Source organism: Isoptericola halotolerans (assembly GCF_045689585.1).
In the GTDB taxonomy this organism is placed as follows: domain Bacteria; phylum Actinomycetota; class Actinomycetes; order Actinomycetales; family Cellulomonadaceae; genus Isoptericola; species Isoptericola halotolerans_B.
This window is the reverse complement of the sequence record NZ_CP140108.1, coordinates 2,918,722-2,941,652: the sequence shown is the minus strand read 5'-3', so window position 1 is coordinate 2,941,652 and position 22,931 is coordinate 2,918,722. Positions and strand designations below refer to the sequence as shown.

At 70.3% G+C, this 22,931-nt stretch carries 25 protein-coding genes; 14 read left to right on the top strand and 11 right to left on the bottom strand.

What is annotated here, in order from left to right; translation table 11 throughout:
- Positions 1 to 149 precede the first annotated feature (149 nt).
- Genes UQW22_RS13705 through UQW22_RS13695 form a run of 3 tightly spaced genes read left to right on the top strand, consistent with a single transcriptional unit; the run spans position 150 to position 1,254 of the window.
- Positions 150 to 497 carry a hypothetical protein gene (locus tag UQW22_RS13705; protein WP_407317604.1) on the top strand — a complete coding sequence of 116 codons (348 nt, stop codon included), beginning with the start codon at positions 150 to 152 and terminating at the stop codon, positions 495 to 497.
- 23 nt (positions 498 to 520) lie between these two features.
- Complete coding sequence (locus UQW22_RS13700) at positions 521 to 952, top strand: hypothetical protein (RefSeq protein WP_407317602.1); 432 nt, start codon at positions 521 to 523, stop codon at positions 950 to 952.
- Positions 949 to 1,254 (top strand): winged helix-turn-helix domain-containing protein, encoded by a 306-nt coding sequence (locus UQW22_RS13695; RefSeq protein WP_407317601.1) that lies wholly within the window; start codon positions 949 to 951, stop codon positions 1,252 to 1,254. Before UQW22_RS13700 ends, UQW22_RS13695 begins: the two co-directional genes overlap by 4 nt.
- On the opposite strand, the gene UQW22_RS13690 is transcribed toward UQW22_RS13695, so the two are convergent.
- Positions 1,240 to 1,938, bottom strand: a complete 699-nt coding sequence (locus UQW22_RS13690; protein ID WP_407317600.1) for a lysoplasmalogenase — start codon at positions 1,936 to 1,938, stop codon at positions 1,240 to 1,242. The genes UQW22_RS13695 and UQW22_RS13690 overlap by 15 nt on opposite strands.
- Before the next feature lie 17 nt (positions 1,939 to 1,955).
- Positions 1,956 to 3,080 carry a GNAT family N-acetyltransferase gene (locus tag UQW22_RS13685; protein WP_407317598.1) on the bottom strand — a complete coding sequence of 375 codons (1,125 nt, stop codon included), beginning with the start codon at positions 3,078 to 3,080 and terminating at the stop codon, positions 1,956 to 1,958.
- Positions 3,081 to 3,149: 69 nt separating this feature from the next.
- Between UQW22_RS13685 and metH the strand changes: the two genes are divergently transcribed.
- The gene (gene metH, locus UQW22_RS13680) at positions 3,150 to 6,791 is read left to right on the top strand and encodes a methionine synthase (protein ID WP_407317597.1); all 3,642 of its coding nucleotides are present in this window, start codon (positions 3,150 to 3,152) and stop codon (positions 6,789 to 6,791) included.
- A 34-nt stretch (positions 6,792 to 6,825) separates the two neighbouring features.
- On the opposite strand, the gene UQW22_RS13675 is transcribed toward metH, so the two are convergent.
- Entirely contained in the window at positions 6,826 to 8,364 is a 1,539-nt protein-coding gene (locus tag UQW22_RS13675) for a recombinase family protein (protein ID WP_407317596.1), read from the bottom strand.
- Positions 8,365 to 9,069: 705 nt separating this feature from the next.
- Entirely contained in the window at positions 9,070 to 10,422 is a 1,353-nt protein-coding gene (locus UQW22_RS13670; protein ID WP_407317595.1) for a hypothetical protein, read from the bottom strand.
- Positions 10,423 to 10,776: 354 nt separating this feature from the next.
- Between UQW22_RS13670 and UQW22_RS13665 the strand changes: the two genes are divergently transcribed.
- The 6 genes from UQW22_RS13665 to UQW22_RS13640 are packed head-to-tail and all read left to right on the top strand — an operon-like array spanning position 10,777 to position 15,876.
- Positions 10,777 to 11,502, top strand: coding sequence for an HAD family hydrolase (locus tag UQW22_RS13665; protein ID WP_407317594.1), 726 nt, complete (start codon positions 10,777 to 10,779; stop codon positions 11,500 to 11,502).
- A gap of 7 nt (positions 11,503 to 11,509) precedes the next feature.
- Positions 11,510 to 12,529 (top strand): phosphate/phosphite/phosphonate ABC transporter substrate-binding protein, encoded by a 1,020-nt coding sequence (gene phnD, locus UQW22_RS13660; RefSeq protein WP_407317593.1) that lies wholly within the window; start codon positions 11,510 to 11,512, stop codon positions 12,527 to 12,529.
- An 18-nt stretch (positions 12,530 to 12,547) separates the two neighbouring features.
- Positions 12,548 to 13,369: a phosphonate ABC transporter ATP-binding protein gene (gene phnC, locus UQW22_RS13655; protein ID WP_407317592.1), complete on the top strand. Its 822-nt coding sequence runs from the start codon at positions 12,548 to 12,550 to the stop codon at positions 13,367 to 13,369.
- Positions 13,366 to 14,184, top strand: coding sequence for a phosphonate ABC transporter, permease protein PhnE (gene phnE, locus UQW22_RS13650; RefSeq protein ID WP_407317590.1), 819 nt, complete (start codon positions 13,366 to 13,368; stop codon positions 14,182 to 14,184). The genes phnC and phnE (UQW22_RS13650) overlap by 4 nt, the downstream gene beginning before the upstream one ends.
- Entirely contained in the window at positions 14,181 to 15,014 is an 834-nt protein-coding gene (phnE, locus tag UQW22_RS13645) for a phosphonate ABC transporter, permease protein PhnE (protein ID WP_407317589.1), read from the top strand. Before phnE (UQW22_RS13650) ends, phnE (UQW22_RS13645) begins: the two co-directional genes overlap by 4 nt.
- A 1-nt stretch (position 15,015) precedes the next feature.
- On the top strand, positions 15,016 to 15,876 hold the full coding sequence (locus tag UQW22_RS13640; protein ID WP_407317588.1) for a MurR/RpiR family transcriptional regulator: 861 nt from the start codon (positions 15,016 to 15,018) through the stop codon (positions 15,874 to 15,876).
- Between the two features lie 57 nt (positions 15,877 to 15,933).
- Here UQW22_RS13640 and UQW22_RS13635 read toward each other — a convergent pair whose 3' ends face one another.
- Both UQW22_RS13635 and UQW22_RS13630 read right to left on the bottom strand, forming a co-directional pair.
- Entirely contained in the window at positions 15,934 to 16,335 is a 402-nt protein-coding gene (locus tag UQW22_RS13635) for a type II toxin-antitoxin system VapC family toxin (RefSeq protein ID WP_407317586.1), read from the bottom strand.
- Positions 16,336 to 16,339: 4 nt separating this feature from the next.
- Positions 16,340 to 16,612 (bottom strand): type II toxin-antitoxin system Phd/YefM family antitoxin, encoded by a 273-nt coding sequence (locus UQW22_RS13630; RefSeq protein WP_407317584.1) that lies wholly within the window; start codon positions 16,610 to 16,612, stop codon positions 16,340 to 16,342.
- A gap of 177 nt (positions 16,613 to 16,789) precedes the next feature.
- On the opposite strand from UQW22_RS13630, the gene UQW22_RS13625 reads away from it, so the two are divergent.
- Both UQW22_RS13625 and arfB read left to right on the top strand, forming a co-directional pair.
- On the top strand, positions 16,790 to 18,247 hold the full coding sequence (locus UQW22_RS13625; RefSeq protein WP_407317583.1) for an ATP-binding protein: 1,458 nt from the start codon (positions 16,790 to 16,792) through the stop codon (positions 18,245 to 18,247).
- Positions 18,248 to 18,297: 50 nt separating this feature from the next.
- Complete coding sequence (gene arfB / locus UQW22_RS13620; RefSeq protein WP_407317582.1) at positions 18,298 to 18,744, top strand: alternative ribosome rescue aminoacyl-tRNA hydrolase ArfB; 447 nt, start codon at positions 18,298 to 18,300, stop codon at positions 18,742 to 18,744.
- Between the two features lie 12 nt (positions 18,745 to 18,756).
- On the opposite strand, the gene UQW22_RS13615 is transcribed toward arfB, so the two are convergent.
- The 3 genes from UQW22_RS13615 to UQW22_RS13605 all read right to left on the bottom strand — a co-directional run bounded on the left by UQW22_RS13615 (position 18,757) and on the right by UQW22_RS13605 (position 20,201).
- A complete protein-coding gene (locus UQW22_RS13615; RefSeq protein WP_407317581.1) occupies positions 18,757 to 19,098 on the bottom strand; it encodes a type II toxin-antitoxin system PemK/MazF family toxin in 342 nt (113 codons plus the stop codon).
- A complete protein-coding gene (locus UQW22_RS13610) occupies positions 19,095 to 19,343 on the bottom strand; it encodes a ribbon-helix-helix protein, CopG family (protein ID WP_407317579.1) in 249 nt (82 codons plus the stop codon). The genes UQW22_RS13615 and UQW22_RS13610 overlap by 4 nt, the downstream gene beginning before the upstream one ends.
- A 201-nt stretch (positions 19,344 to 19,544) precedes the next feature.
- Entirely contained in the window at positions 19,545 to 20,201 is a 657-nt protein-coding gene (locus UQW22_RS13605) for a DsbA family protein (RefSeq protein WP_407317578.1), read from the bottom strand.
- A 93-nt stretch (positions 20,202 to 20,294) separates the two neighbouring features.
- Between UQW22_RS13605 and UQW22_RS13600 the strand changes: the two genes are divergently transcribed.
- Positions 20,295 to 20,933, top strand: coding sequence for a dihydrofolate reductase family protein (locus tag UQW22_RS13600; RefSeq protein WP_407317576.1), 639 nt, complete (start codon positions 20,295 to 20,297; stop codon positions 20,931 to 20,933).
- A 59-nt stretch (positions 20,934 to 20,992) separates the two neighbouring features.
- A complete protein-coding gene (locus tag UQW22_RS13595) occupies positions 20,993 to 21,919 on the top strand; it encodes a hypothetical protein (RefSeq protein ID WP_407317575.1) in 927 nt (308 codons plus the stop codon).
- On the opposite strand, the gene UQW22_RS13590 is transcribed toward UQW22_RS13595, so the two are convergent.
- Both UQW22_RS13590 and UQW22_RS13585 read right to left on the bottom strand, forming a co-directional pair.
- The gene (locus UQW22_RS13590; protein WP_407317574.1) at positions 21,883 to 22,491 is read right to left on the bottom strand and encodes a DUF6580 family putative transport protein; all 609 of its coding nucleotides are present in this window, start codon (positions 22,489 to 22,491) and stop codon (positions 21,883 to 21,885) included. The genes UQW22_RS13595 and UQW22_RS13590 overlap by 37 nt on opposite strands.
- On the bottom strand, positions 22,488 to 22,913 hold the full coding sequence (locus UQW22_RS13585) for a DUF4430 domain-containing protein (protein WP_407317573.1): 426 nt from the start codon (positions 22,911 to 22,913) through the stop codon (positions 22,488 to 22,490). The genes UQW22_RS13590 and UQW22_RS13585 overlap by 4 nt, the downstream gene beginning before the upstream one ends.
- Between the last annotated feature and the right edge of the window lie 18 nt (positions 22,914 to 22,931).

The following is a 22,931-nucleotide window of genomic DNA, read 5'->3' as shown; positions in this document are numbered from 1 at the left end:
AAAGTAGTTTCTAGGCTGGCAGCATGGCGCGTCCCTCGCACGACCCCGACGTAGCCGATCGGCTGCTCCATGAGCCCCGACGCACGGCGCTCGGCGCACAAGGCGACCGACGCCGCTCCAGCGGCGTCTTGCTGGGCGGCGGAGCAGGCATGACCGGCATCGCACTCGCCGGACCGCTCTCCGCCGAGCACGACTGGCCACCCGCCGCACTCGCCGCCGCACTCGCAGTCTCCGTCGCACTCGTCGGTCTCACCGCCTTCCTCGCCGCCGCGCGCTCGAGCACCTTTCCTCGACACAGCGGGGCGATCACCCGCATCTCAGCCATCGTCGGCGTGATGATCGTCGTCTTCGGAAGCCTGTGGGCCGGCACGGTCGGAACCGCCGCTGCCTACCTGACCTTGGCTCTCGCCGTGCCGGTGCCTTACGTCACGGGGGCCGTGCTCATCTCCTCCAGGCGGGAGCATCGCAGGACCGCAACGGCTGTGAGCAAGAAATGAGCGCATCCCGTCCTTCCCGGACCGTGGCTGCCGCATCGCTGGAGCGAGCCACCCCGCGCCCGTTGAGCAGCGCCCGCGACCACCGGGTCCACGGCTGGACGGTGGCGGTGCTCGCGCTGGCTGTGGGAGCCCTGACGGGTATGGTCCTCGGCACCTGGGGCACGGGCTGGCAGTGGCGAGGAGCGGTGAACATCGGGGCGCAGTGCGGCTTCATCGCCTTGCTGATGACGGCTGTGAACTGGCGCGACCGGGCGTCGAGAACGCGGCCTCGACGTGTCCTCAGGACTGCGATGGTGGGGACGGTCACCACGGGTGTGCTCGCCCTCGGCGTGATCACCCCGGTCTACCTCGCCGACCTGTCGTCCCCCGCTCTCTGGGTGACGCTGGCGGTCGCCGCCGTCGTCGCAACGCCGGGCCTCATGGCGGGCGCGCTGATCGTCCGAGGAGCACGGTGAAGCATCCGCGGCACCAGCTCGAGGAGTCCTTGAACTCGCCGGTCCGGTTCAGCATCGTCGCCGCGCTCCACACCGTGGACGAGGCGGAGTTCGCGGTGGTCCGTGACGCCGTCGAGGTCTCCGACTCCGTGCTGTCCAAGCACATCGCCACCCTCGAGCGCGCCCGGCTCGTGGCGGTCCGCAAGGGGTACGTCGGCAAGAGGCCGCGCACCTGGCTCCGACTGACCAAGGACGGCCGTCGAACGTTCGCCTCGCACGTCGCCGCGCTGCGCGCGATCGCCGAAGGTTCAGCGGGCGCCTGACGGGCTCCGCAGCACCACACCGGCCACGATCAGCGCCTGTCCCAGCACGTAGGCCGCCATGATCCAGAAGCCGGACAACGGCGGCACCGCGTCCGCGAACATGCCGAGCGCGATCATCGCGTCCGAGAAGAGGAACAGCAGCCCGCCGATGGCGGCGATCCGGTGAACACCCGTGGCGAGCACCGCCATGGCGGTCAGGCACACGGCATAGACGACGACGGCCACGCCCAGCACACCCGGTGCGCCCGGCAGGCACAGTGTCACGAGCATGACGGCCAGGAACACGTACACGGCGGACGCCGCGGGGTGCCGCACCAGCACCGACTCGCGCCTCAGGGGCCAGAACGCCACCACGTACACCACCTGGGCGCAGAGGAACGCACCGACCATCGCCAGGTAGGCCGCGTCGCCGGTGAACCCGTCGGGCAGGGTGTCGCCCACCCAGGAGAAGCCGAGCGCGATGAGCGTCAGACGCACCAGGCGCGCCCGCGGCGACGTCGTCGTGCACCAGAGGGTGGCCGCGAGCGCCGGCATGAGGAACCACTGGGTCGTGTCCGCCACCGCGGTGGCGTCGAGGAGCTGCGCCGCGAGGTGGACGGCGCTGAGGACGGCGAAGACGCCGGCCGCGACGCGCGCGGCGCGGGTGGCCAGCAGCGGCCGCTCGCCGTGGGGGGTGGTGGTCATCTGCGGCAGCGTATCGGCTACAGCTCGATCGAGAGCATGCGCGACGAGTGCACCACCTCGAAGCCGAGGGCCGCGTACATGCCGTGCGCCCCGGAGGGGTTCGCCGTATCGACGTCGAGGCCCGCGTACTCCATGCCGTCGGCGGCGAACGCCCGCATCCCGGCGGCGAGTGCCGCGATCCCTGCCTTGCGGCCGCGGTAGGCGCGGCGCGTGCCGAGGAGCTCGGTGTACCCGAAGGTGTATCCCCTGACCTTGAAGTCCTCGTCGAACCGGGCGGCCATCTCGTAGGCGACGACCAACGGCTCGCCGGCCCGCAGCGCGGCGGCGGTCTCGGCGTCGGTGTCCGGGTCCGCGAGGAGCGCGTCGACGTCGGGGGCGTCGTCGACGACGAGGAACGACCACTGCGGCACGAAGGCCGACCGACCGTTGCGCCACTGCTCGACGGTCTGCGGCTCGCTGCCCCAGTGGTCGCGGAACGCGTCGTTGTGCGCCAGGCGCGTGGCGTCGTCGTACTCGTCGCCGAACGGCACCAGGCGCAGCGAGCCGGCGAGCGCGACGTCGGGCAGCGGGGCGGCCTGCAGGTCGCGCAGGTCGCGGCGCACCTCGGTGTAGAACCGGCGCGGGGTGAGGCCCGACCGCTCGTACAGGTGGAGCTTGGCGGCGGGGCCGTCGTCCTCGGCGAAGACGCCGAGACGGGCGGGCAGGTCCTTGCCGGACGCCGCGAGCACCTGGCGCCCGCGGGCGAGCTGCCAGGCGAACAGGTCGCGGCCGATGCCCTCGCCGCGACGCTCAGGGTGCACCCCGCCGAAGAGGAGGGCCCGCACGGTGCGGGTGTCGCCGGGCATGGATTCCACGAACCCGTAGGCGCGCAGCGCCCCGTCGGCGTCGAACCCCAGCAGGGAGTCGGTGTCGAAACGGCGCCACGGGGCGGCGAACGTCTCGGTGATCTCGTCGAGCGTCTCGCGGTAGGGCTCGGCGTCGGCCGCGGCGATGGTGTTGCGCAGGTCGAGGAGCGCGGGTGCGTCGTCGGCGACGGCGGGACGCCAGGTGAGCCCGCCGGCCCGGATCGGGGGGAGCGTCGCCGGGGCGTCCGCCCGGTCGGCGATCGGGGCGAGGGGCGTCGAGGTCTCCGCTGCGGCCATGTTCCGAGAGTAGGTCTCACCACGCAGTCGCCGCACCAGCATTTCCCGGCCCGCGACTACGCTGGGCCGGTGACCTCGACGCTCGATCTCTCCGCCGCCGACGCCCGTTCCCACGCCCTGCGGGAGGCGCTGCACACCCGGGTCGTGGTGGCCGACGGCGCCATGGGCACCATGATCCAGGCGGCCGACCCCTCGATGGACGACTACGAGCAGCACGAGGGCTGCAACGAGGTCCTCAACGTCACCCGGCCGGACCTCATCGGCAGCCTGCACGACGAGTTCCTCGAGGTGGGCGTCGACGCGATCGAGAGCAACACGTTCGGCGCGAACTGGTCGAACCTGTCGGACTACGGCATCGACCATCGCATCCGTGAGCTGGCACGGGCCGGCGCCGCGATCGCCCGCGAGCGCGCCGACGCGTTCACGACGCCGGACCACCCGCGCTGGGTGCTGGGCTCCATGGGCCCGGGCACCAAGCTGCCGTCGCTGGGGCACACGACGTACGACCACCTGCGCCGCACGTTCGCCGAGCAGGCGGCCGGGCTGCTGGAGGGCGGCGCGGACGCGCTGCTGGTCGAGACCAGCCAGGACCTGCTGCAGACCAAGGCGGCGGTGACGGCGTGCCACGACGCGATGCTCCCGGTCGACGAGGGCGGCGTCGGGCGCAACGTCCCGGTCATCGCCTCGGTGACCGTCGAGACCACCGGCACCATGCTGATGGGTTCGGAGATCGGGGCGGCGCTGACCACCCTGCAGGCGGTCGGCGTCGACGCGATCGGCCTGAACTGCGCCACCGGCCCGGACCAGATGAGCGAGCACCTGCGCCACCTGGCCCGGCACGCCGAGGTGCCGGTGACGTGCATGCCGAACGCCGGGCTGCCGGAGCTCGGCCCGCACGGCGCCGTCTACCCGCTCTCGCCCGAGGAGCTGGCCGCCGCGCACACCCAGTTCGTCGAGGAGTTCTCGCTCGGCATGGTGGGCGGCTGCTGCGGCACGACGCCGGAGCACCTGCGCCAGGTGGTCGAGGCGGTCCGTGGCCGCGAGCTGCGTCCGCGCGAGGTGGAGCGCGAGAACGGCGTCGCCTCCCTGTACTCGCACACCGACCTGTCCCAGGACGCCTCGTACCTGGCGATCGGCGAGCGGACCAACGCCAACGGCTCCAAGGCGTTCCGCGAGGCGATGCTGGAGTCCCGGTGGGACGACGTCGTCGACATCGCCCGCGCCCAGACCCGCGACGGCGCGCACCTGCTGGACGTGTGCGTCGACTACGTAGGGCGCGACGGCGTCGAGGACGTGCGCGAGGTCGTCTCGCGCCTGGCCTCGGCCTCCACCCTGCCGCTGGTGATCGACTCCACCGAGCCGGAGGTGATCCGCGCCGGGCTGGAGCTCGTGGGCGGGCGCGCGGTGGTGAACTCGGTGAACTTCGAGGACGGCGACGGGCCCGAGTCGCGGTTCCAGCGGGTCATGCCGGCCGTCGTCGAGCACGGGGCGGCCGTCATCGCCCTGACCATCGACGAGGAGGGCCAGGCCCGCACCGCGGACAAGAAGGTCGAGATCGCCTCCCGGCTCATCGACACCCTGGTGGACGACTGGGGCATGCGGGTGGACGACATCATCGTCGACACCCTGACGTTCCCCATCGCGACCGGGCAGGAGGAGACGCGCCGCGACGCCATCGAGACGATCGACGCGATCCGCGAGCTCACGCGCCGCTACCCCGGCGTGCACACCACGCTCGGGGTCTCCAACGTGTCGTTCGGGCTCAACCCGGCCGCGCGCACGGTGCTCAACTCGGTGTTCCTGCACGAGGCCGTGCAGGCGGGGCTGGACTCCGCCATCGTGCATGCGGCGAAGATCCTGCCGCGCACCGCGATCCCGGACGAGCAGTGGGAGGCCGCCGAGAACCTGGTGTGGGACCGGCGGGTCTACGACGACGAGGGCAACCTCACGCACGACCCGCTGTCCCACCTGCTGGAGACGTTCTCCGGCGTGGACTCCGCGGCCCTCCGTGACCAGCGCGCCGCGGAGCTCGAGGCGCTGCCGGTGGGCGAGCGGCTGGAGCGGCGCATCATCGACGGTGCCCGCAAGGGTCTCGAGGCCGACCTCGAGACCGCGCTGGCCGACGGCATGAAGGCCCTCGACATCGTCAACACCCACCTGCTGGGCGGCATGAAGGTGGTCGGCGAGCTGTTCGGGTCCGGGCAGATGCAGCTGCCGTTCGTGCTGCAGTCCGCCGAGGTGATGAAGGCGGCCGTCGCGATCCTTGAGCCGCACATGGAGAAGGTCGAGGGCGCCGAGGAGCAGTCCAAGGGCACGATCGTGCTGGCCACCGTGCGCGGCGACGTGCACGACATCGGCAAGAACCTCGTGGACATCATCCTGACCAACAACGGCTTCACGGTCATCAACATCGGCATCAAACAGCCGATCTCCGCGATGATCGAGGCCGCCGAGGAGCACGACGCCGACGTCATCGGCATGTCCGGGCTGCTCGTGAAGTCGACCGTGGTAATGAAGGAGAACCTCGCCGAGCTGGAGTCGCGGGGGCTCGCGAAGAAGTGGCCGATCCTGCTCGGTGGCGCGGCGCTGACGCGCACCTTCGTCGAGGACGACCTCGCCTCGCAGTTCCCCGGCGTCGTGCGCTACGCCCGCGACGCGTTCGAGGGGCTGCGCCTCATAGAGCCGCTGGTCGCGGTCGCGCGTGGCGCCTCGGTCGAGGACGTCGGGCTGCCCGCCCTGCGCAAGCGCCGGCACAACGTCGTCAAGGTGACCGAGACCGCGCCCGAGGACCTGCCGGCGCGCTCCGACGTTGCCGACGACAACCCCGTCCCCGCTCCCCCGTTCTGGGGCACCCGCGTGGTCAAGGGGATCCAGCTCGCCGACTACGCGGCGTACCTCGACGAGCGCGCGACGTTCATGGGGCAGTGGGGCCTCAAGCCGGGCCGCGGCGACGACGGCGCCTCGTACGAGGAGCTCGTCGAGACCGAAGGCCGGCCGCGCCTGACCGAGTGGCTCTCAACGATCCGCCGGGACCAGGTCATGGACCCCACCGTGGTCTACGGGTACTTCCCCGTGTGGTCCGAGGGCGACGACATCGTCGTCGCGCACCACGGGCCCGGCATGACGGGGCCGTCCGGGGAGATCGGGGCGCACAGTGAGATCGGAGCGCCCGATGGCGGCTCTGGCGGTCAGCCGGGGACCGAGCGGTTGCGCTTCACCTTCCCCCGCCAGAAGCGCGACCGGCACCTGTGCCTGGCAGACTTCATCCGGCCGAAGTCGTGGGTCGAGGAGACGGGGCAGTTCGACGTGCTGCCGATCCAGCTCGCGACCGTCGGTGAGCCGGTGTCCGCGTACACAGCCAAGCTGTTCGAGGCGAACAAGTACCGCGAGTACATGGAGCTGCACGGGCTGTCCGTCCAGCTCACCGAAGCGCTGGCGGAGTTCTGGCACGCGCGCGTGCGGTCGGAGCTCGGGTTCGCCGACGAGGACCCGGAGAACGTCGAGGGCATGTTCAAGCTGGAGTACCGCGGGGCGCGCATGTCCCTCGGCTACCCAGCCTGCCCGGACATGGAAGACCGGCGGAAGGTCGTCGAGCTGCTCCGGCCCGAGCGGGTCGGAGTGACGCTGAGCGACGAGCTGCAGCTGCACCCGGAGCAGTCGACCGACGCGTTCGTGCTGCATCACCCCGAAGCCATCTACTACAGCGTGTGATCGCCGGAGCCTTCGTCAGATGGTCCGTCGCCGACTACTCCACCCTCAACGGCACGGTCTTCCGAACGTGCTCTCCGTCCTCGTCCACCCGAACTATCAGTGACACCCGGTCTCCATTGATCTTCCCGCGTGGGCCCCGTCCCGAGCCGATAGGACGAGGCTCAACGGCTTCCAGCCATCCCCCGATCAAGCTCCGGCGGTCGTCGTCCGTCGGAGCCAGCGAGTACTCCTCGGCGACAGTTCTGCCCGTCGGAACGAGTTCGCGACGCACGGAGCGCGCAGGCGTCTTGCGGAGACGGGCGCGCTCGGTCTTCAGGGCCGAGATCCGGCTCAGCGCAGCTGCCTCGGCACCGTCGCTGTCCGCTGCCAGCAGCGCTGCAGATGCGGCAGTGAGCGCGGCTTCGACCTCAACGAGCGCCCCCTCGGACTCTCCCGTCTCGACCAGCCTCTCGACGGCATGTGGGTTCCGTCCGACAGCGTCCAAGAACTGCGAGACCACCGCGTCCTCCAGGTCTCGGGCGCGAACACTCGTCGCACCCGGACACTTGCCACCCTCGCGCACCGGCATCGGGTGCTGATAGTCGACAGCATTCCTCGCCTTGTGCGTCCGCGTGTAGAAGCGTGCTCCGCATTCAGAGCACCGAACGAGACCGGTGAGGAGTCGCGGCGAACGCTTCTTCCGGCCGCCCGAGCTCAACGCCCACGGGAACATCGCGCGAAGGGCATCGGACTCGCGCTGCTCGAGGATCGGCTTCGAGACGAGCACGGGCTCGCCACGACTGTTCCGAACAGTCTCACCGCGCTCCTGCTGACGACCGAGCAGTGGGTCGCCCGTCAGCATCCGGACGATCACGGTGTGGCCCCAGCTGCCGGTGTTCAGACCCTCGGCCTGCCGTCCGGCAATCAGTGCTCGCCGAGCGGCCGAGTTCGGCGATGGCACTCCACGCTCGGTCAAATCACCCGCGACGATCCAGGGACTGACCTCGTCCAACAACTGATCGCGGATCTCACGAACGACGGCAGCTTCCTGGGGCTCCTGCACGAGGCGCTTCCCGCGGGGGACCTCGACCGGCCGATAGCCGTACGGAATGCGCCCGCCGCCCCACAGCCCTGCGCGCAGGCGGGCGGCGCGGTCAGATTTCACCCGCAGGCTAATGTTGTCGGATTCCATCCACGCGACTTCAGCCAGCATGCCTGCCACCATGCGCCAGGCAGTGCTGTCGCTGCGCAACCCATCCTGCAGCGCCACGAACTGTGCGCCCGGCCGGGCTTCGAGAGTGTCCATCAGACCCGCCAGCGCGCCGAGACCCTGTCGTGTGAACCTGTCGAACTCCCAGACGGCGAGCACGTCGGCACGCCCCTCGACGAGCATCTCGACCGCTTCATCCGCGTTGGCGCGCGCCTGGCGGCCCGAGACACCCTCGTCGACGAGGACTCGAACCACGACCCAGCCCTCTCGCGCTGCCAGGGCGCGAAGATCGTCCTCCTGTCTCGAGATGGACGTCGATGTCTCATCGCCTTGAACGGAGAGCCTCGTGTAGAGGACGGCACGCTTCCTTGTCGTCGTAGACATCGCACCGGTATGCCCGATTCGCGCGTCTTGGGACACCCGGAGCCGAAGTACTTCTCCGTTCAACGTTCCGCCATGCGGTACTCCGCCAAACGGTTCGTGGCCGGTGGACGGCATCCCGCCGAGCGCGCCTCCCCCGGGGCCGGTCATGCGACCCAGAAGGTCTCGGTGAGCAACACGCCGCCGAGCTCCCCGATCCGCTTCAGCACCCGCCGGGAAGACCGGGCGCCCGAGGCAAGCAACATGCCGATATGGTCGATCCCGTCATCGAGCGGCGTCGACTTTCACGGTGATTTCGTGTTGCACGGCCCGCCGTCGAAAACTCGCTGCGCAGATCCGCATAGAAGCGAACGGTACGTTCGTCGAGGTGAACTTTTATGCGATCATGGGCCTGGCAAACATGCACCACGACACGGGCGTCGCTCTCGATGTCGTCCGCCTCAGCGGCCATCCCGATCACATATCCCACAGGGACCGCATGCCAGGCCAGGGACGTATGCATCATGCAGAATGAATCCGTCCCCGCGTGGGCGCAGATATCAGCCATCGGATAGAGAGCTAGGCAGCGACGATCCCCCCCTGCGCGGCCGGGATGAGCCGCTGGCGCACTTGTTAACCGACTCCCCTTCTTTAGGATCGCCCGTATTACGGATGGTTCGCGGTGAAGACCTCTCCGTGTGGCGCACACGGAACACCCGTCGGCCTGCCTCACTCCGCGATCCACTCGCTGGCGAGTGGATCGTTGCGTCGCCGGTCGGTAAGAGTGCTCGCCGCGCAACCAAGCCGTCCCGCGATCCAGTAGCGGAGCACAAGCGCGTTCTCGCGGTATGCGTTCGCAAGGGTAACAATGCCTGGAGTAGGGTTATCGGCATGCTTAACCCCCATATACGACAGCCGAGATCTAGACTTCCACTTCTCAATGTCGGGTATGGGCACCACCGACATGTCAGCAAGGATCGCGTCCATCGCATCGCTATAGGAGATCTGCCCGCGCGCGTTCAACTTGAAGCCGTTTCTCTCGTCGTTGGCCAGTTGGAACCCGAGCGCTTCAATGGCTATGCCGGTCTGCGCGACGCGCGTCTCGACAAACAGCCCTCGTTCATCGACGATCCCTATGAGCGGCAGTAGGGCGCGCTCATACTTCGACCGCAGGCGTATCCACCGCCGGACACCGATAGCGCCGATGTCGCTGTACGTAAAGAGAAATTTAGCGTGCGCCGACTCATCGTCAGCGAGCCGGAGCCGATGCGTGACAACCTCGGACCAGGCCTTACCCACATCCTCGCCCGTCTCGGAGACTTTCTGCCGGATTCGACTGTCGTGGACTCCCACTTCGATCCGAGAGAAGCCGAACTGTTTCCAGGCAGAGAGAGATAGGAGATCCTGGACGGCCCGATGCGGCGCGAGCAACCCGTCCCATGATTCCGACCGCTTCGCCGTTGTCTCGAGCTGGATGACATCGTGGGTCGCGACGGTCCCCGGCGACAGGTTGCTTGACCGCCAGGTCGGCTGCAAGGTCAGGTTCTTGTTTCGCGCCAGCGACTGCGGGGCGGGCGACCGCATGGTGATGATGTACTCAAGAGCGCGGCGCGCCTTGTCATTCTTCACCTCCGACTTGCGGCTACTTATTCCCGTCCATTCTGCGAGCCCGGGCATTTCGGTGCGGACTCCATTGACCTTCTCGAAGTTGATCCAGCTTCTGCCGCCCAGCACGGCATAGTCCGCGACCACCCGACCGAACCCTGCACCGTTCGAACCGAAGGATGCTGCTTCCTGTCGGCATCCGATGAGACTGACAGGCCCGAGATGATCATTAAACAGGAGGCTTGACGGCGGCTCATAGCGGAAGCGAGTGCGGTCGGGGTCATCGCTATATTCCACGCCAGACGAGAACCAGCGTCCATATGGGTCGTTGTGGTCAAACATGCCTTTGTTTGGAATAGTGAGTTGAATCGATTCGTCAGTACGTTCAAGCATCACGGCGATCTCAGGAGTGTTCTCGTCTCCGTCAATCATCCACCCGATGCGCGGAGTGCCCGATACGAGGGTGTTCTTGCTCACGATTCTCCCACCTATTTGCTTCGATTTCGTCATCCTGCACCCAGACGCCAGAGCGGTGTCACAACCCGACTGCTGGTCGCACTGATGCTCGTTCAGTGTTCGATGCTCGCAATGCAGGCTGAACTCAGATGGGGGTGTGATCCCGGCTGGCTGTACATGGCCAGCAGCGGCACGCCCGAGGACCCGCTCGCGCTCGCGACGCTACCGATCACACGGCTGCTGCGCTACCGATCCCACATCCACTGGCAGGCCACCGGTTCCCGCGGCCGACATCTACCGTTCACCTCCTCATGACCGCGCCGTTCACACGGCCTTCCTACTGTGAACGCATCGTCCACCGCCTGAGGAGCCCGCGTGACCCCGACCATCCTGTTCGACTTCGACGGCACCCTCGCCGTCGGTGACGGCCCCGTGCTCGCGTTCGCCCGGCAGGTCGCCGAGCATGCCGGTCCCGGGTACCTCGAACGGGTCATGGCCACGTTGCGCGACCACGACGAAGGCATGGCCACTCAGTTCCGCGATGGGTACGACATCGTCGGCACCCTCGCCCGCCAGGACGGCGTCGACCCCTCCGCACTGCAGCAGGCGTACCTCGCCAGCCGCCGTCTTCTCGGCACCCCCGAGGCACCCGTCGACGCCGCCCCCGGACTGGCACAGTTCCTGGAAGCACTCCCCCGCACCGCCGACGTCGTCCTCGCCACCAACGCCCCCGGCGTCGGCATCGAACGCCTGCTGACCACATGGGGCGTCCGCGAGCGCTTCACCGACCTGCACTACGAGGTCGGCAAGCCGGTCGGCCTGACGCCCATCGTCCAAGCCGCACTCGCAGACGGCCCGGTGCTCGCCGTCGGGGACATCGTGGAGAACGACCTGGCCCCCGCCGCGGCGCTCGGTGCCGCGACGGCGTTGGTCGGCCCCGCGGCCGCCACGCCGCCCGCCGACGTGACCATGCACGCGCGGACGCTCGACGCCCTCGCCGACGACATCACGGCGTGGGCCCGAACTGCCACCACAGCAGCCACCACAGCCCTCCCCCCGGAACCCGTGCCGACCGGCACGGCCGACTCCCTCGAAAGGTAGCCCTCCCATGCGCAAGTCCCTGCTCGCTCCCGGCGCCGCCGCGGCGCTCGTCCTCGCGCTCGCCGGTTGCGCCGGTACCGACGCCGCCGGCAGCGCCGACGACGAGACCGACACCAGCACCGAGTGGCCCGAGTCCATCACCATGTCGCTGGTGCCGTCGGTCGAGGGCGAGAACCTCGCCGAGGCGCTCGACCCGCTGACCACCTACCTCTCCGACGGGCTGGGCATCGAGGTGGAGGGCGTCGTCGCGAACGACTACACCGCCACGGTCGAGGCGCTCGGCGCCGACCAGTCGCAGGTGATCATCACCGACGCCGGATCCCTCTACCAGGCGACCGAGCGCTACGGCGCCGAGCTGATCCTGCGCGACGTCCGGTTCGGCGCGACGTCCTACGCCGCCGTCGCCTACACGAACGACCCGGACACCTACTGCGAGGACGAGCCCGTGCTCGCCACCTACGAGGCGAGCGACATCGAGCTCTCCTACTGCAACGGCCTCGAGGAAGCCGGCTCCGCCGCGACCGGTCAGGGTCCGGCCGCCGCCGAAGTCTTCGGCGACCTGGCCGGCGCGAACGTCGCGCTGCAGGCCGCCACCTCTCCCGCGGGCTACCAGTACCCGGTGGTCCTCATGCGCGAGGCGGGCCTGGACACCGACGCCGACATCACCCAGGTGCCGGTCGAGGGCAACAACAACGCCGTGCTCGCCGTCGCGAACGGCGATGCCGAGGTCGGCTTCGCCTACTGGGACGCCCGCACCACCGTGGTCGAGGAGGTCCCCGACATCGCCGACAAGGCCGTGGCCTTCGCCTACACCGAGATGATCCCCAACGGTGGCGTCGCCGTCACCGAGAGCCTGCCCGACGACCTCGTCGCTGAGCTCACCACGCTCATGGACGACTACGCCGACTCCTCCCCCGAGGCCGCCGACGTCATGTTCGAGCTCGTCGGCCTGTCCGACTGGACGGCCGAGACCGCCGACGACGAGATCGCCCGCTACGGCGAGATCCTCGAGCAGTTCGCCGGCTGACCAGGAGCACCTCCACCCATGACTCTCGACACCCGAGCGGAGGCCGGGCCCGCCCCGGCCTCCGCGTGGCCGATCCGCCTCGACGGCGTCTCGGTCACCTACCCCAACGGCACGGCCGCCCTGCGCGACGTCTCCCTGACCATCGAGGCCGGCGAGATGGTCTCGATCGTCGGCCTGTCCGGCTCCGGCAAGTCGACGCTCATCCGCACGCTCAACGGGCTCGTGCCCGTCACGAGCGGCACCGTCACCGTCGGCCCGCACACCGTCACCGGCCTGTCCGGCCGCCGCCTGCGGCAGGTGCGCGGGCACGTCGGCATGATCTTCCAGGGCTTCAACCTCGCCACGCGCGTCGACGTCTACCGCAACACGCTGGTCGGCCGCTTCGCCCAGGCAGGCGCCCTGCGCGGGCTCCTCGGCGTCCCGACCGCGCACGACCGGGACGTCGCCCTCGCGGCCCTGGACATGGTCGGAATGCTCGACAAGGTCTGGACGCGCGCCGGGTCCCTGTCCGGCGGGCAGCAGCAGCGCGTCGCCATCGCGCGGGCGCTGTCCCAGGAGCCGAGCATCATGCTCGCCGACGAACCCGTCGCCAGCCTCGACCCGCCCACCGCGCACGCCGTGATGGGCGAGCTGGAACGTATCAACGCCGACCACCACCTCACCGTGCTGGTCAACCTGCACCTCATGGACCTCGCCCGGCAGTACACGCGCCGCATGATCGGCCTGCGCGGCGGCGAGGTCGTCTACGACGGCCCGGCGGCCGAGGCCACCGAGGCCGACTTCGAGCAGATCTACGGCCGCCGCATCCGCCCGCAGGACCGCCTCGGGGACCGCACATGAGCGGCACGACGGCGGAGCCCACTACCCGCTTCGAGCTCCCGCCGCCGCGCACCTGGCCGCGCCGCACGGTGATCGTCAGCGCCCTCGCGGCGTTCACCGTGGCGACCTGCCTGCCCGCGATCGGCGGCGTCGAGATCGACCTGGGCGCCATCGCCCAGAACTGGCGCCGCGGCGCCGCCAACCTGTCCGCGCTGCTGCAGCCGAACTGGGCGTTCGTCCCGCGCACCGTCCAGCCGATGCTGGAGACGCTGCAGATGGCGTTCGTCGGCGCTGCGATCGCCGCCGCGCTGTCCGTGCCGCTCACCCACTGGGCGGCGCGCCCCACCAACCCGCACACCCCGACCCGCCTGGCGGTGCGGGCCGTGATCAACGTGATCCGCGCCGTGCCCGACCTCGTCTGGGCGAGCATCCTCGTCGCGATGGTGGGCGTCGGCGCGCTGCCCGGCCTGCTCACGCTCGTGCTGTTCGACGTCGGGATCGTCGTCAAGCTCGTCTCCGAGGCCATCGACTCCGCCGACCACCCGTACCTCGAGGCGGCCCGCGCCGGCGGCGCACGGCAGCACCAGATGAACCGCCGCCTCGCCCTGCCCCAGAACCTCCCGCTCTTCGCCAACCAGTGGCTCTACGCGCTCGAGCTGAACGTCCGCATCTCCGCGATCCTCGGCATCGTCGGTGCGGGCGGCATCGGCCGGCTCCTCGACGAACGGTTCGGGTTCTTCGCCTACGGCGACGTCTCGGTGATCATCCTCGAGATCCTCGTCGTGGTGCTGATCATCGAGGCCGCCTCGCACCTGCTGCGCCGGAGGCTCGCATGAGCGACACCCTGGAGAGCCGGACCCGCACCGCCACGACGAGCCCCGCCGTCGTCCTGCCTCCGCGCCCATCGCGCCTCGTGCAGACCGTCGCGACCGCCGTCGTCGGCCTCGTGCTCTTGGTCGCCACCGCCACCCTGGACGTCGAGTGGGCCGACCTGCGCGGCCTGCCCGCCGCCGTCGGGGAGTACGGCGTGCTGATGTTCGCCGATCCGGACTGGTCGCGCCTGCCGCGCGCCCTGTTCGAGATGTGGCGTTCGATCTCCATGGCCTGGCTCGGCGCTCTGCTCTGCGTGGTCGTGTCGATCCCGCTCGGCATGCTCGCCGCCGACGGCGTCGGACCCCCCTGGCTGCGCCTGGCCCTGCGCGGCGTCTTCGCCGTCATCCGCGCCGTGCCCGAGGTGATCATCGCGCTCGTCCTGCTCACCGTCACCGGGCTGACCCCGTTCACCGGTGCGCTGGCACTGGGCATCGCCGGGATCGGCACCCAGGGCAAGTGGACCTACGAGACGATCGAGACGCTGCGCGACGGCGCCGCGGACGCCGTCCGGGCCGCGGGCGGCGGACGCACCGCCGTGATCCGCTGGGCGCTGTGGCCGGCTGCCCTGCCCGCGCTGATGTCGTTCGCGCTCTACCGGTTCGAGATCAACATCCGCATGTCCGCCGTGCTCGGCATCGTCGGCGCGGGCGGTATCGGCAGCATGCTGGCGAACTACACGAACTATCGTGCCTGGGACACCGTCGGCATGCTGCTGATCGTCGTGGTCGTCACGACGATGGTCGTCGACGCCGTCTCGGGCGCGCTGCGCCGCCGCATCATGGAAGGGCCCTGACGTGACCTGGACCGGATCCACCGATGCTCCCCCGACGGCGCGCATCAGCGCCCTGCTGCCCTCGATGCACCCCGGCGAGCGCCGCGTCGCCGAGGCCGTCGCCGCCGACCTCGGTGCCGCCGTCGAACGCTCCGCCCAGCAGGTGGCCGACGACGTCGGCGTGGGCCGTGCGACCGTCGTCCGCGCCGCGCAGACCCTCGGCTACGAGGGCTACCCGCAGCTACGTGTCGCCGCAGCCCGCGAGCTCGCACTGCGCACGACGGCGGATGCCCCGGCCGACGGGACCATGCTCGGCACGCTGCGCGAGTCCGTCGCCCGGTTCGCCGCCCGTCTCGGCCACACGGTGTCCGGCCTCACGGAAGAGGTGCTGCAGGAGTTCGTCGCCGCGCTCGACGACGCCGGGCGCGTGCTCGTCGTCGCGAACGGGCTGTCCTCGCCGCTCGGCCTCGACCTCGTGCTGCGCCTGACGTCGGCGGGCCGGCCCGCCGAACTGCTCCAGGACGCGCTCGCGCAACGGATCGCGGCCCGCCAGCTCGGCCCCGACGCCGTGTGCCTCGTCGTCTCCGGGTCCGGCACCAACGACGCGACGCTCGCCGTCATGCGCGCGGCGCACGACGGTGGCACCCCGGTCCTGGCGATCACCTCGTTCGCGCAGTCCCCCGTCGCCCAGCTCGCCGACACGGTGCTCGTCGTCCCGCCGGTCAACGACTCGTTCCGCGACGAGCTGGTGCACACGTCCCGCGCCGCGCTGATGCTCGTGACCGAGGCACTCGTCGAAGCGCTCGTCACCCGGCGCGGTGACCGCGGCCGCGACGCACGGGCCGTCGCGCTGGGCGAGCTCGGCTCCACGATCCAGGAGTAGCCGGCGGGGTCCGCGAGGTGGCTGCAGCACATGGGTGGATCGAGCGTCGGCGCCCTGCTACTCGGCGGGATCGACGACGGTCAGCCCCAGGCCCACGGCAACCTCCTTCATGCGGAGATCGTGCGTCACCACGGTGATGCCGTCGGAGGCGAGCAACGTGGCCGTCCCCAGATGGAGGGCATCCGACGAGCGAAGGCGCTGCCCGGCGCTGATCGTCGAGGCGGCGCGCACGACGTCGTCGTCGATGTCGATCAACCACAGCGCCGACAGCACCGGCACGCTCAGCGCCAGGGAGAGCCGTTCGCGTTGGAGGACGCGAGACATCTCCACCTGCAGGAGCTTGGACGAGTAGATCTCCTCGCCCGCGTTCCGCGCGGCCGTCCACCAGGCGCGCACGGCCGCGCTACCCGGGTCGTCCAGGATCATGCGGAGCGCGATCGACGAGTCGATGTACGCCACCACGTCAGTGGTCGCCCTTCGACTCGTCGATGAGCCGGTCCAGCGAGATACCGGATCGGGCCGCGACGAGGTCAGGAAGCGGCGTATCAGGGGCCGACGGCGGCGTGATCCGACCTTCGGCCTTCTTGCGCTCGAGCCATGTCGCCTGGTTCGTGGCGGGCACGAGGCGTGCCACCACACGTCCGTGCATCGAGATCTCCAGCTGCTCACCCTCCTGCACCTCGCGGAGCACCCGGGAGGTCTGCTGGTTGAGCTCCGTGATGCTGATCGCTCGCATGAGTCCAGCGTCCCACATAGTAGAAGATCCTTCTACTAATCCATTCCACGCTACCGATCGCACAGTTCCTGCACTACCGATCTCCCACCAGGGCGAGGGCGCCCGGGCTGTCGCGCTGGGCGAGATCGGCTCACTGATCGAGGAGCAACGCTACATACATGGATGTATGATACGTCCATGACTTCTCGCCCTCGGGCTCCCTTCTACGGCCGTTCCGACGTCGTCAGCGCATTGACGGAGCATCTCGATGCTGTGCGAACCCACGGGCAAGGGCGCATCGTCGCGGTCCGCGGCCGGCGTCAGGTGGGGAAGTCCACGGCGATAGAGACCTTCGTGCGCGGTACCGACGTGCCCTACGTCTTCGCGGCAGGGACGCTCGGCGCACCGACGCGCACGCAGGTCGCCGAAGCGACCGAGGCGCTCACGTCGTCGACCCGGCCGCTCTCCGGCGTCGAGGTGGTCCAGGGCCTCTCCCTGAATACCTGGCGCGACTGGTTCCGCACGGTCGAGGTCGCAGCGCGTCAGGGACCCGTCATCGTCGTGCTCGACGAGTTCCCCTGGGCCGTGGCCGCCGATCCGTCCCTCGAAGGAACTCTCCAGAATCTCTGGGACCAGACGCTCGAGGGATTGCCGGTCCTGCTCGTCCTCGTCGGCTCCGACGTCGCGATGATGGACCGGCTCGCCGAGTACGGCCGAGCGCTGTTCGGGCGCCTGCGGCCTCTCGTCGTCGACCCCCTCAACCCGGCCGAGATCGCACAGGCACTCCCCCACGCCACCCCGGCCGAGGTCTTCGACGCCACGCTGGTCACGGGCGGCTATCCGCGCCTCGTGACCGACCTCGCACGGTCCGGAGGCAACGTGTCGCGCTACGTCGCCGACTCCTTCGACGACCTCTACAGCCCGCTCGTCTCGACCGCCCGGTTCACGTTGGACGCAGAGTTCCCCGACTCCCCCGCTGCTGCGCGGGTCCTGGCGGCGATCGGCGCCGACGAGACCACCACGCCGCGGTTCAACGACCTGATTCCCGCCGGCCTCGAGGACTCGGAGGTCACGCGCTACCAGACCAGTACCACCCGGGCCCTCCGTGTCCTGGCCGACGAGAAGCGTCTGGTCGTCAAGGAGACGCCGGCCTGGTCATCCTCGACCGGGCGCCTGCGTCGCTACCGCGTCACCGACCCCTACCTGCGGTTCTGGTTCCGCTACGTCGAACGCAGCCTCGAGCTCATCTCCCGCGGACGGGCCGACCACGCCTTCGCGCGGTTCGAGCGCGACTGGTCCTCCTGGCGTGGCCGCAGCGTCGAACCTCTCGTCCGCGAGTCGATCGCGCGCCTCGCCCCGGACGAAGCCCCGCTGGAGAGCATCGAGGACGTCCGGGCCTGGTGGACCCGCGACGGGCAGACGGAGGTCGACCTCGTCGGCGTGTCCCGGGAGCGCACCGTACTGCTCGGGACCATCAAGTGGCGCCCCGGCGGTGAGATCTCCCGACGCGAGATCACGCACCTGCGCGGCGTGATCGGCACGGTGCCATGCAGCGGCGACGCCCTGATCGCCGCCATCAGCCCCGAAGGCCTGCCGGTCGACGGCGCCGACCTCACCTTCAGCGCGGCTAACCTGCTCAGTGCGTGGCGTGCCTGACGACGACAATCCGCGTGACCCGCCACCCGATCCGGCGGCACCATGGAGCCATGTCCTCACCGACCCGCGACGGCCTCGCCGTCAGCCCTGCCCTGACGATCCCCCGGGCCGAGCTGACCGAACGCTTCTCGCGGTCGTCCGGCCCGGGCGGGCAGGGCGTCAACACGACCGACTCGCGGGTGGAGCTGTCCTGGGACGTCGGGCGCTCGGCGGTGCTGAGCGACGGCCAGCGCGAGCGGATCCTCGCCCGGACGACTCACCGACTGGTCGACGGCGTCCTCACCGTCACGGCGTCCGAGCACCGCGAGCAACGACGCAACCGGGAGGCCGCGGCGCACCGCCTGGCGGCACTGGTCGCCGACGCCGTCGCCCCGCCCGGACCCCCGCGTCGCGCCACCCGGCGCACCCGCGGGTCCCAGGAGCGACGCCTGGCCACCAAGAAGCAGCGAGCCACGACGAAGCGGCTCCGCTCGTCCCGGCCGTCCCGCGACGACTGACCGAATCAGCGCCTACAGATCCACGACGCGACGCAGCCCGGTATCGACGGCACGGAGTAGGTTGTCGGGAAGCACCGCACCCGTCGGGTCGACAACGCTCCGGTCGACCGTCGTCGGCTGCGAGACATTCACCACGGAGTCCTTCGGCAGCCCCGCGGCGGCTGCCGGCACGAACACGTTGCCAGGATGGCGCGCCAACGCCGTGTTCGATGTCATGGGGAGTACGACGACCGTCGCGATCAGCGACGCGTTGTACTGGTCGGACTGAACGACAACGGCGGGCCTCCTCTTGGCCGGAGCGCTTCTCCGCGGCTCACCGAAGTCGATCCAGCACACTTCTCCGCGCTGGATCACCACTCGTCCATGCCCTCGTCCAGCCGGGTGTTGGCAGCCTGCCGCCACTCGGCGGCTTCATCGCCAGGCTGCCCGACATCGTCGATCGCGGCATCGATCTGCCTCGTCAGATCGGCTTCGCTGAGCTCGTCCGCGTAGCGCTCCGCGGCACGTCGGTAGAACTCCGACCGTGTCATGCCGTGTCGACGGGCAACATCGTCGAAGCGTCCCGCTGCGTGGTCCGGGAGACTGATCGCCGTCTTCATGGCTCCAGGGTATAACTTCTTCTACCCCGCGGCGATACCCCAGCGCCATCAACGCCGGTGTGGTGCACAGACCGTTCGCGAGCGCCGTCGGCGTCCTCAGGCGTGGGCTGACCGGAGCCCGGGACCGCGCACACGCCCGTCACCGGGTCGCAGGCCGCGGCGTCGTCCGCCGCGACGAACGTCAGCGGCTGCACGCCCGGCTCAGGCATCGACCTGCTCCCACGCCTGGGCGATCGCCTGACCGTAGGCTTCCGTCGGCACCGCCCCGGGGATGCCGAGGCGGCGTCCGAGCACGGTGAACGGCACGCCGCGAGCACCCAACGCGATCGCCTCCTCGTGCTCGGCGCGGACGGCGTCGGCGTACCGGTCGCCGGCGAGGACCTCCCGGATCTCGGACTCGGGGATGCCGAGCGCGGTGCCGAGCCGGACCAGGGCGTCGGGGGCGAACGCCCCCTCCTCACCACCGAAGAGCGCGGCCTGCATCGCCGTCATGTACTGCCAGCCGACACCGTGCTCGTTGCCGAGGTGCACCAGGCGCAACAGGTCGAGAGTGTTCTGGACGGGGTGGTTCGGTGCATAGGGCAGGCCCTCGGCGCGGGCGAGGTCGGCAACCTGCGCCTCCATCTGCTCGGCCTGCTCGACGGGCAGCCCCTTCTTGGCCGAGAGGTAGTCGACGACGGGCGTCGGCGTCGCCGGGAAGTCGGGGTCGAGCTGGAAGGTGCGGATCCGCACGTCGATACGGTCGGCGTGCGGCGAGTCCTTGATCGCGGCCTCGAGGCGCGCGTCGCCGATGTAGCACCAGGGGCACAGGACGTCGGACCAGACCTCGATCTGGAGACGGGTGTCAGGAGAAGTCACGGTCCGTACAACTCTCGTGTCGGCGGATCATTCCGATGAGTTCGGTCACCGGTGCCAGTCACCTCTGCCACGACGAAACTCGGAGAGGACTCCATGGGCACCATCGAGATCCAGCTGTTCGCCACCCTCGACCTCGTGGGACAGGCGCCGGGCGGCCCCCAGGAGGACCCGGCCGGCTTCCCGTTCGGCGGCTGGCAGGCGCCGCTGTTCGACGACGCCACCGGAGACCAGATCTCTGCCGCCCTGGAGGGCACGGACGCCCTGGTGCTCGGGCGGCGCACCTACGACATCTTCGCTGCCCACTGGCCCCACCAGGAGGGCGGTACGGACGACGACATCGCCACGCTGTTCAACCGCATCCCCAAGTACGTCGCTTCCCGCGGCGCCCCGGACCTGGGCTGGGCGGGTTCCACGCGGCTCGGCACGGACCTGCCGCGGGCCATCGACGAGGTGCGCGACCGGCACGAGGACATCAAGGTCATCGGGAGCCTCGACCTCGTCCAGACGTTGCTGCGCGAGCGGTTGTTCGACCGCCTCAACCTGTGGGTGTACCCGGTCGTGCTCGGCGTCGGCAAGAAGGTCTTCGACGGCGGCGAGGTCCCCGCCAACCTCACGCTGATGGATCCTCCGACGGCGAGCCCCCGCGGGGTCGTGCACCTGCACTACGGGCTCGCGGACGGCACCCCGGCGACCGGAAACCTGGCCGCCCCGGACCGGGACGCCGACCGGTAGGCGACCAGTCGTCGGTTGAGGGGCCTCGCCGTCGCCCGGACGTGGCATCATCGCCGTCGATGGCTGACACCCCACGACCCCTCACCCCGCTGAACGGGTTCCTGCTGGGCGTCGGTGCCGCCGTCGTCGGCCTGATTCCTTGGGTCCTGACGGGCATGGTGCTGCCGCTGCAGAACCTCTGGGGCAGCGCGACCCTTCCGGAGGACATGCCGGTCGCCCTGCTGCCGTTCAGCCAGTACTTCCTGATGCCGATGTTCGGGATCCTCGTGCTTCCCGGGGCGGCCCTCGGTGTGGTGCTGCGTCGTGGAGCACGCACACGGCAGGCTGCGCGCCGCAGCACCCTCGCGGCGACGGCAGGCCTCGTCGTCGTCCAGGGCGGCGCCGCCGCCCAGACCATCGCCGTGGTCGCGGGCGGCCTGCGCCCCGGCGCCGAGTCCTTCGTCTACCTGGCGGCGATCTCGGCAGCGATACTCGCCTTCCTCGGAACCTCGGTCTCCGTCTGCCGGGAACTCGCGTCCGGTTCGGTGCCGACCGCCACGATCGCCGCCGCGCTGGGCGCCCTCGGCGCCGGATACTGGTGGGACGCGTTCCTGAGCGTGCACCCGGCCTGGATGCTCGATCTGCCGGCGGCTACCGTCCGCCTGATCTTCCTCGGCGGCGCGCTCCTGCCCGCAGTCCTGACCGGTGTCGCCCTCGCGTGGTGCGGCTGGGCACCGCGCCGCCGGCTCGGGGCGTGGGCAGCCGCCGTCCTCGTTCTGTGGGTCGGTGGCGCCGCGTTCCAGGCGCTCGTGGCCTCGGTCTCGTCACGAGCGCTGCTCGGCGACCCGCAGGCGATGGTCGACCTCGCCGTCGGGGGCCTCGGCCGTGGTTTCGTCGCCGACGTCCCGACGGCGGCGGTCGCCGTGATGGTCGGCGTGGGGGGCATGGTCGCTCCCTCCGTCAGCCGCTTCTACCGCGCGAGGGCAGGCGCCACGCCCAGGGCGTGAGCCCGCTCGAGGCGCTCGACCAGCGCGACGACGGCGGCCGCGACGGGCAGCAGCACCAGGTTGCCCAGCAGCATGGGTCGCAGGAACGGCAGTCCGGCCACGTAGCTCGCCATCAGTCCGTCGAACCCGGCGGGGTAGAACGTGCCGCGACCCTGCAGCCAGACACCGAAGTTGGTCCAGAGGTAGAAGCCGACCGAGCTCCCGGCGCCGAACGCCACCGCGGCGAGGAACCGGCGTCCGCCTGTGGCGTGACGCGTCCACCACGCGGCGACGCCGATCGCGGCCCACGCCGACCAGGTGAAGACGAGGATCGCCGAGTTGCTCAGCACGACGTCGCTGACGGCGACGACGACCAGCGGCGCCAGCATCGCGAGGCGGTGGCGCAGCAGCCCGGCGGCGGCGAACGCCGCGAAGGTCGACAGCTCGAGGTTCGGCGGGGCGCCGAGGTCGTCCTTGACGAGCCGCCACACGACCGCCGCCACGACGAGCAGCGTGGCGACGGCGGGACGCCACCAGCGTTCGGCCAGCTCGCGCCGGGTCAGGTCGGGCGTCGTCTCGGCGGCGTGGCTCACTCGATCTCCTCGAGCTTCCACTGGATCTCCTGGCCGTCCTCGGTCTCCAGGGCGCCCGCACCGACCTGCGCCATCTCGCCGTCGACGTACAGCCCCCAGAACTCTTCGCCGTCCTCGGCAGCGCGCCCCTGGATGGCGGTGACGAAGGCCATCTCGCCCTCGCCGCTCACCTCGGCGTCCGGGTCGTGCACGAGCAGGAGGTCCAGCGCGGTCTTGCCGTGCTCGCCGGCGTACGAGAACTCGGTGACGTCTCCCGCCGCGGTCTCCTCGCCACCGGCGTCGGCCTCCGTCGAGGCGGGTGCGCTCGCCTCCGGGGCCGCCTCGTCGTCTCCCGCGCAGCCGGCCACCAGGCCGGCGCAGAGCAGACCCGCCGTGGTCGCGGCGAGCAGGCGGGACGAGGTCGTGTGCATCAGGGTCTTCACACCCCAGAGCCTATCCGG

Bases quoted from the DNA above. Each gene is read 5' to 3' on its own strand.
- UQW22_RS13705 (WP_407317604.1), top strand. From the start codon at position 150: ATGACCGGCATCGCACTCGCCGGACCGCTCTCCGCCGAGCACGACTGG.
- UQW22_RS13690 (WP_407317600.1), bottom strand. From the start codon at position 1,938: ATGACCACCACCCCCCACGGCGAGCGGCCGCTGCTGGCCACCCGCGCC.
- UQW22_RS13685 (WP_407317598.1), bottom strand. From the start codon at position 3,080: ATGGCCGCAGCGGAGACCTCGACGCCCCTCGCCCCGATCGCCGACCGG.
- UQW22_RS13675 (WP_407317596.1), bottom strand. From the start codon at position 8,364: ATGTCTACGACGACAAGGAAGCGTGCCGTCCTCTACACGAGGCTCTCC.
- phnD (WP_407317593.1), top strand. From the start codon at position 11,510: ATGCGCAAGTCCCTGCTCGCTCCCGGCGCCGCCGCGGCGCTCGTCCTC.
- phnC (WP_407317592.1), top strand. From the start codon at position 12,548: ATGACTCTCGACACCCGAGCGGAGGCCGGGCCCGCCCCGGCCTCCGCG.
- phnE (WP_407317590.1), top strand. From the start codon at position 13,366: ATGAGCGGCACGACGGCGGAGCCCACTACCCGCTTCGAGCTCCCGCCG.
- phnE (WP_407317589.1), top strand. From the start codon at position 14,181: ATGAGCGACACCCTGGAGAGCCGGACCCGCACCGCCACGACGAGCCCC.
- UQW22_RS13630 (WP_407317584.1), bottom strand. From the start codon at position 16,612: ATGCGAGCGATCAGCATCACGGAGCTCAACCAGCAGACCTCCCGGGTG.
- UQW22_RS13625 (WP_407317583.1), top strand. From the start codon at position 16,790: ATGACTTCTCGCCCTCGGGCTCCCTTCTACGGCCGTTCCGACGTCGTC.
- arfB (WP_407317582.1), top strand. From the start codon at position 18,298: ATGTCCTCACCGACCCGCGACGGCCTCGCCGTCAGCCCTGCCCTGACG.
- UQW22_RS13610 (WP_407317579.1), bottom strand. From the start codon at position 19,343: ATGAAGACGGCGATCAGTCTCCCGGACCACGCAGCGGGACGCTTCGAC.
- UQW22_RS13600 (WP_407317576.1), top strand. From the start codon at position 20,295: ATGGGCACCATCGAGATCCAGCTGTTCGCCACCCTCGACCTCGTGGGA.
- UQW22_RS13595 (WP_407317575.1), top strand. From the start codon at position 20,993: ATGGCTGACACCCCACGACCCCTCACCCCGCTGAACGGGTTCCTGCTG.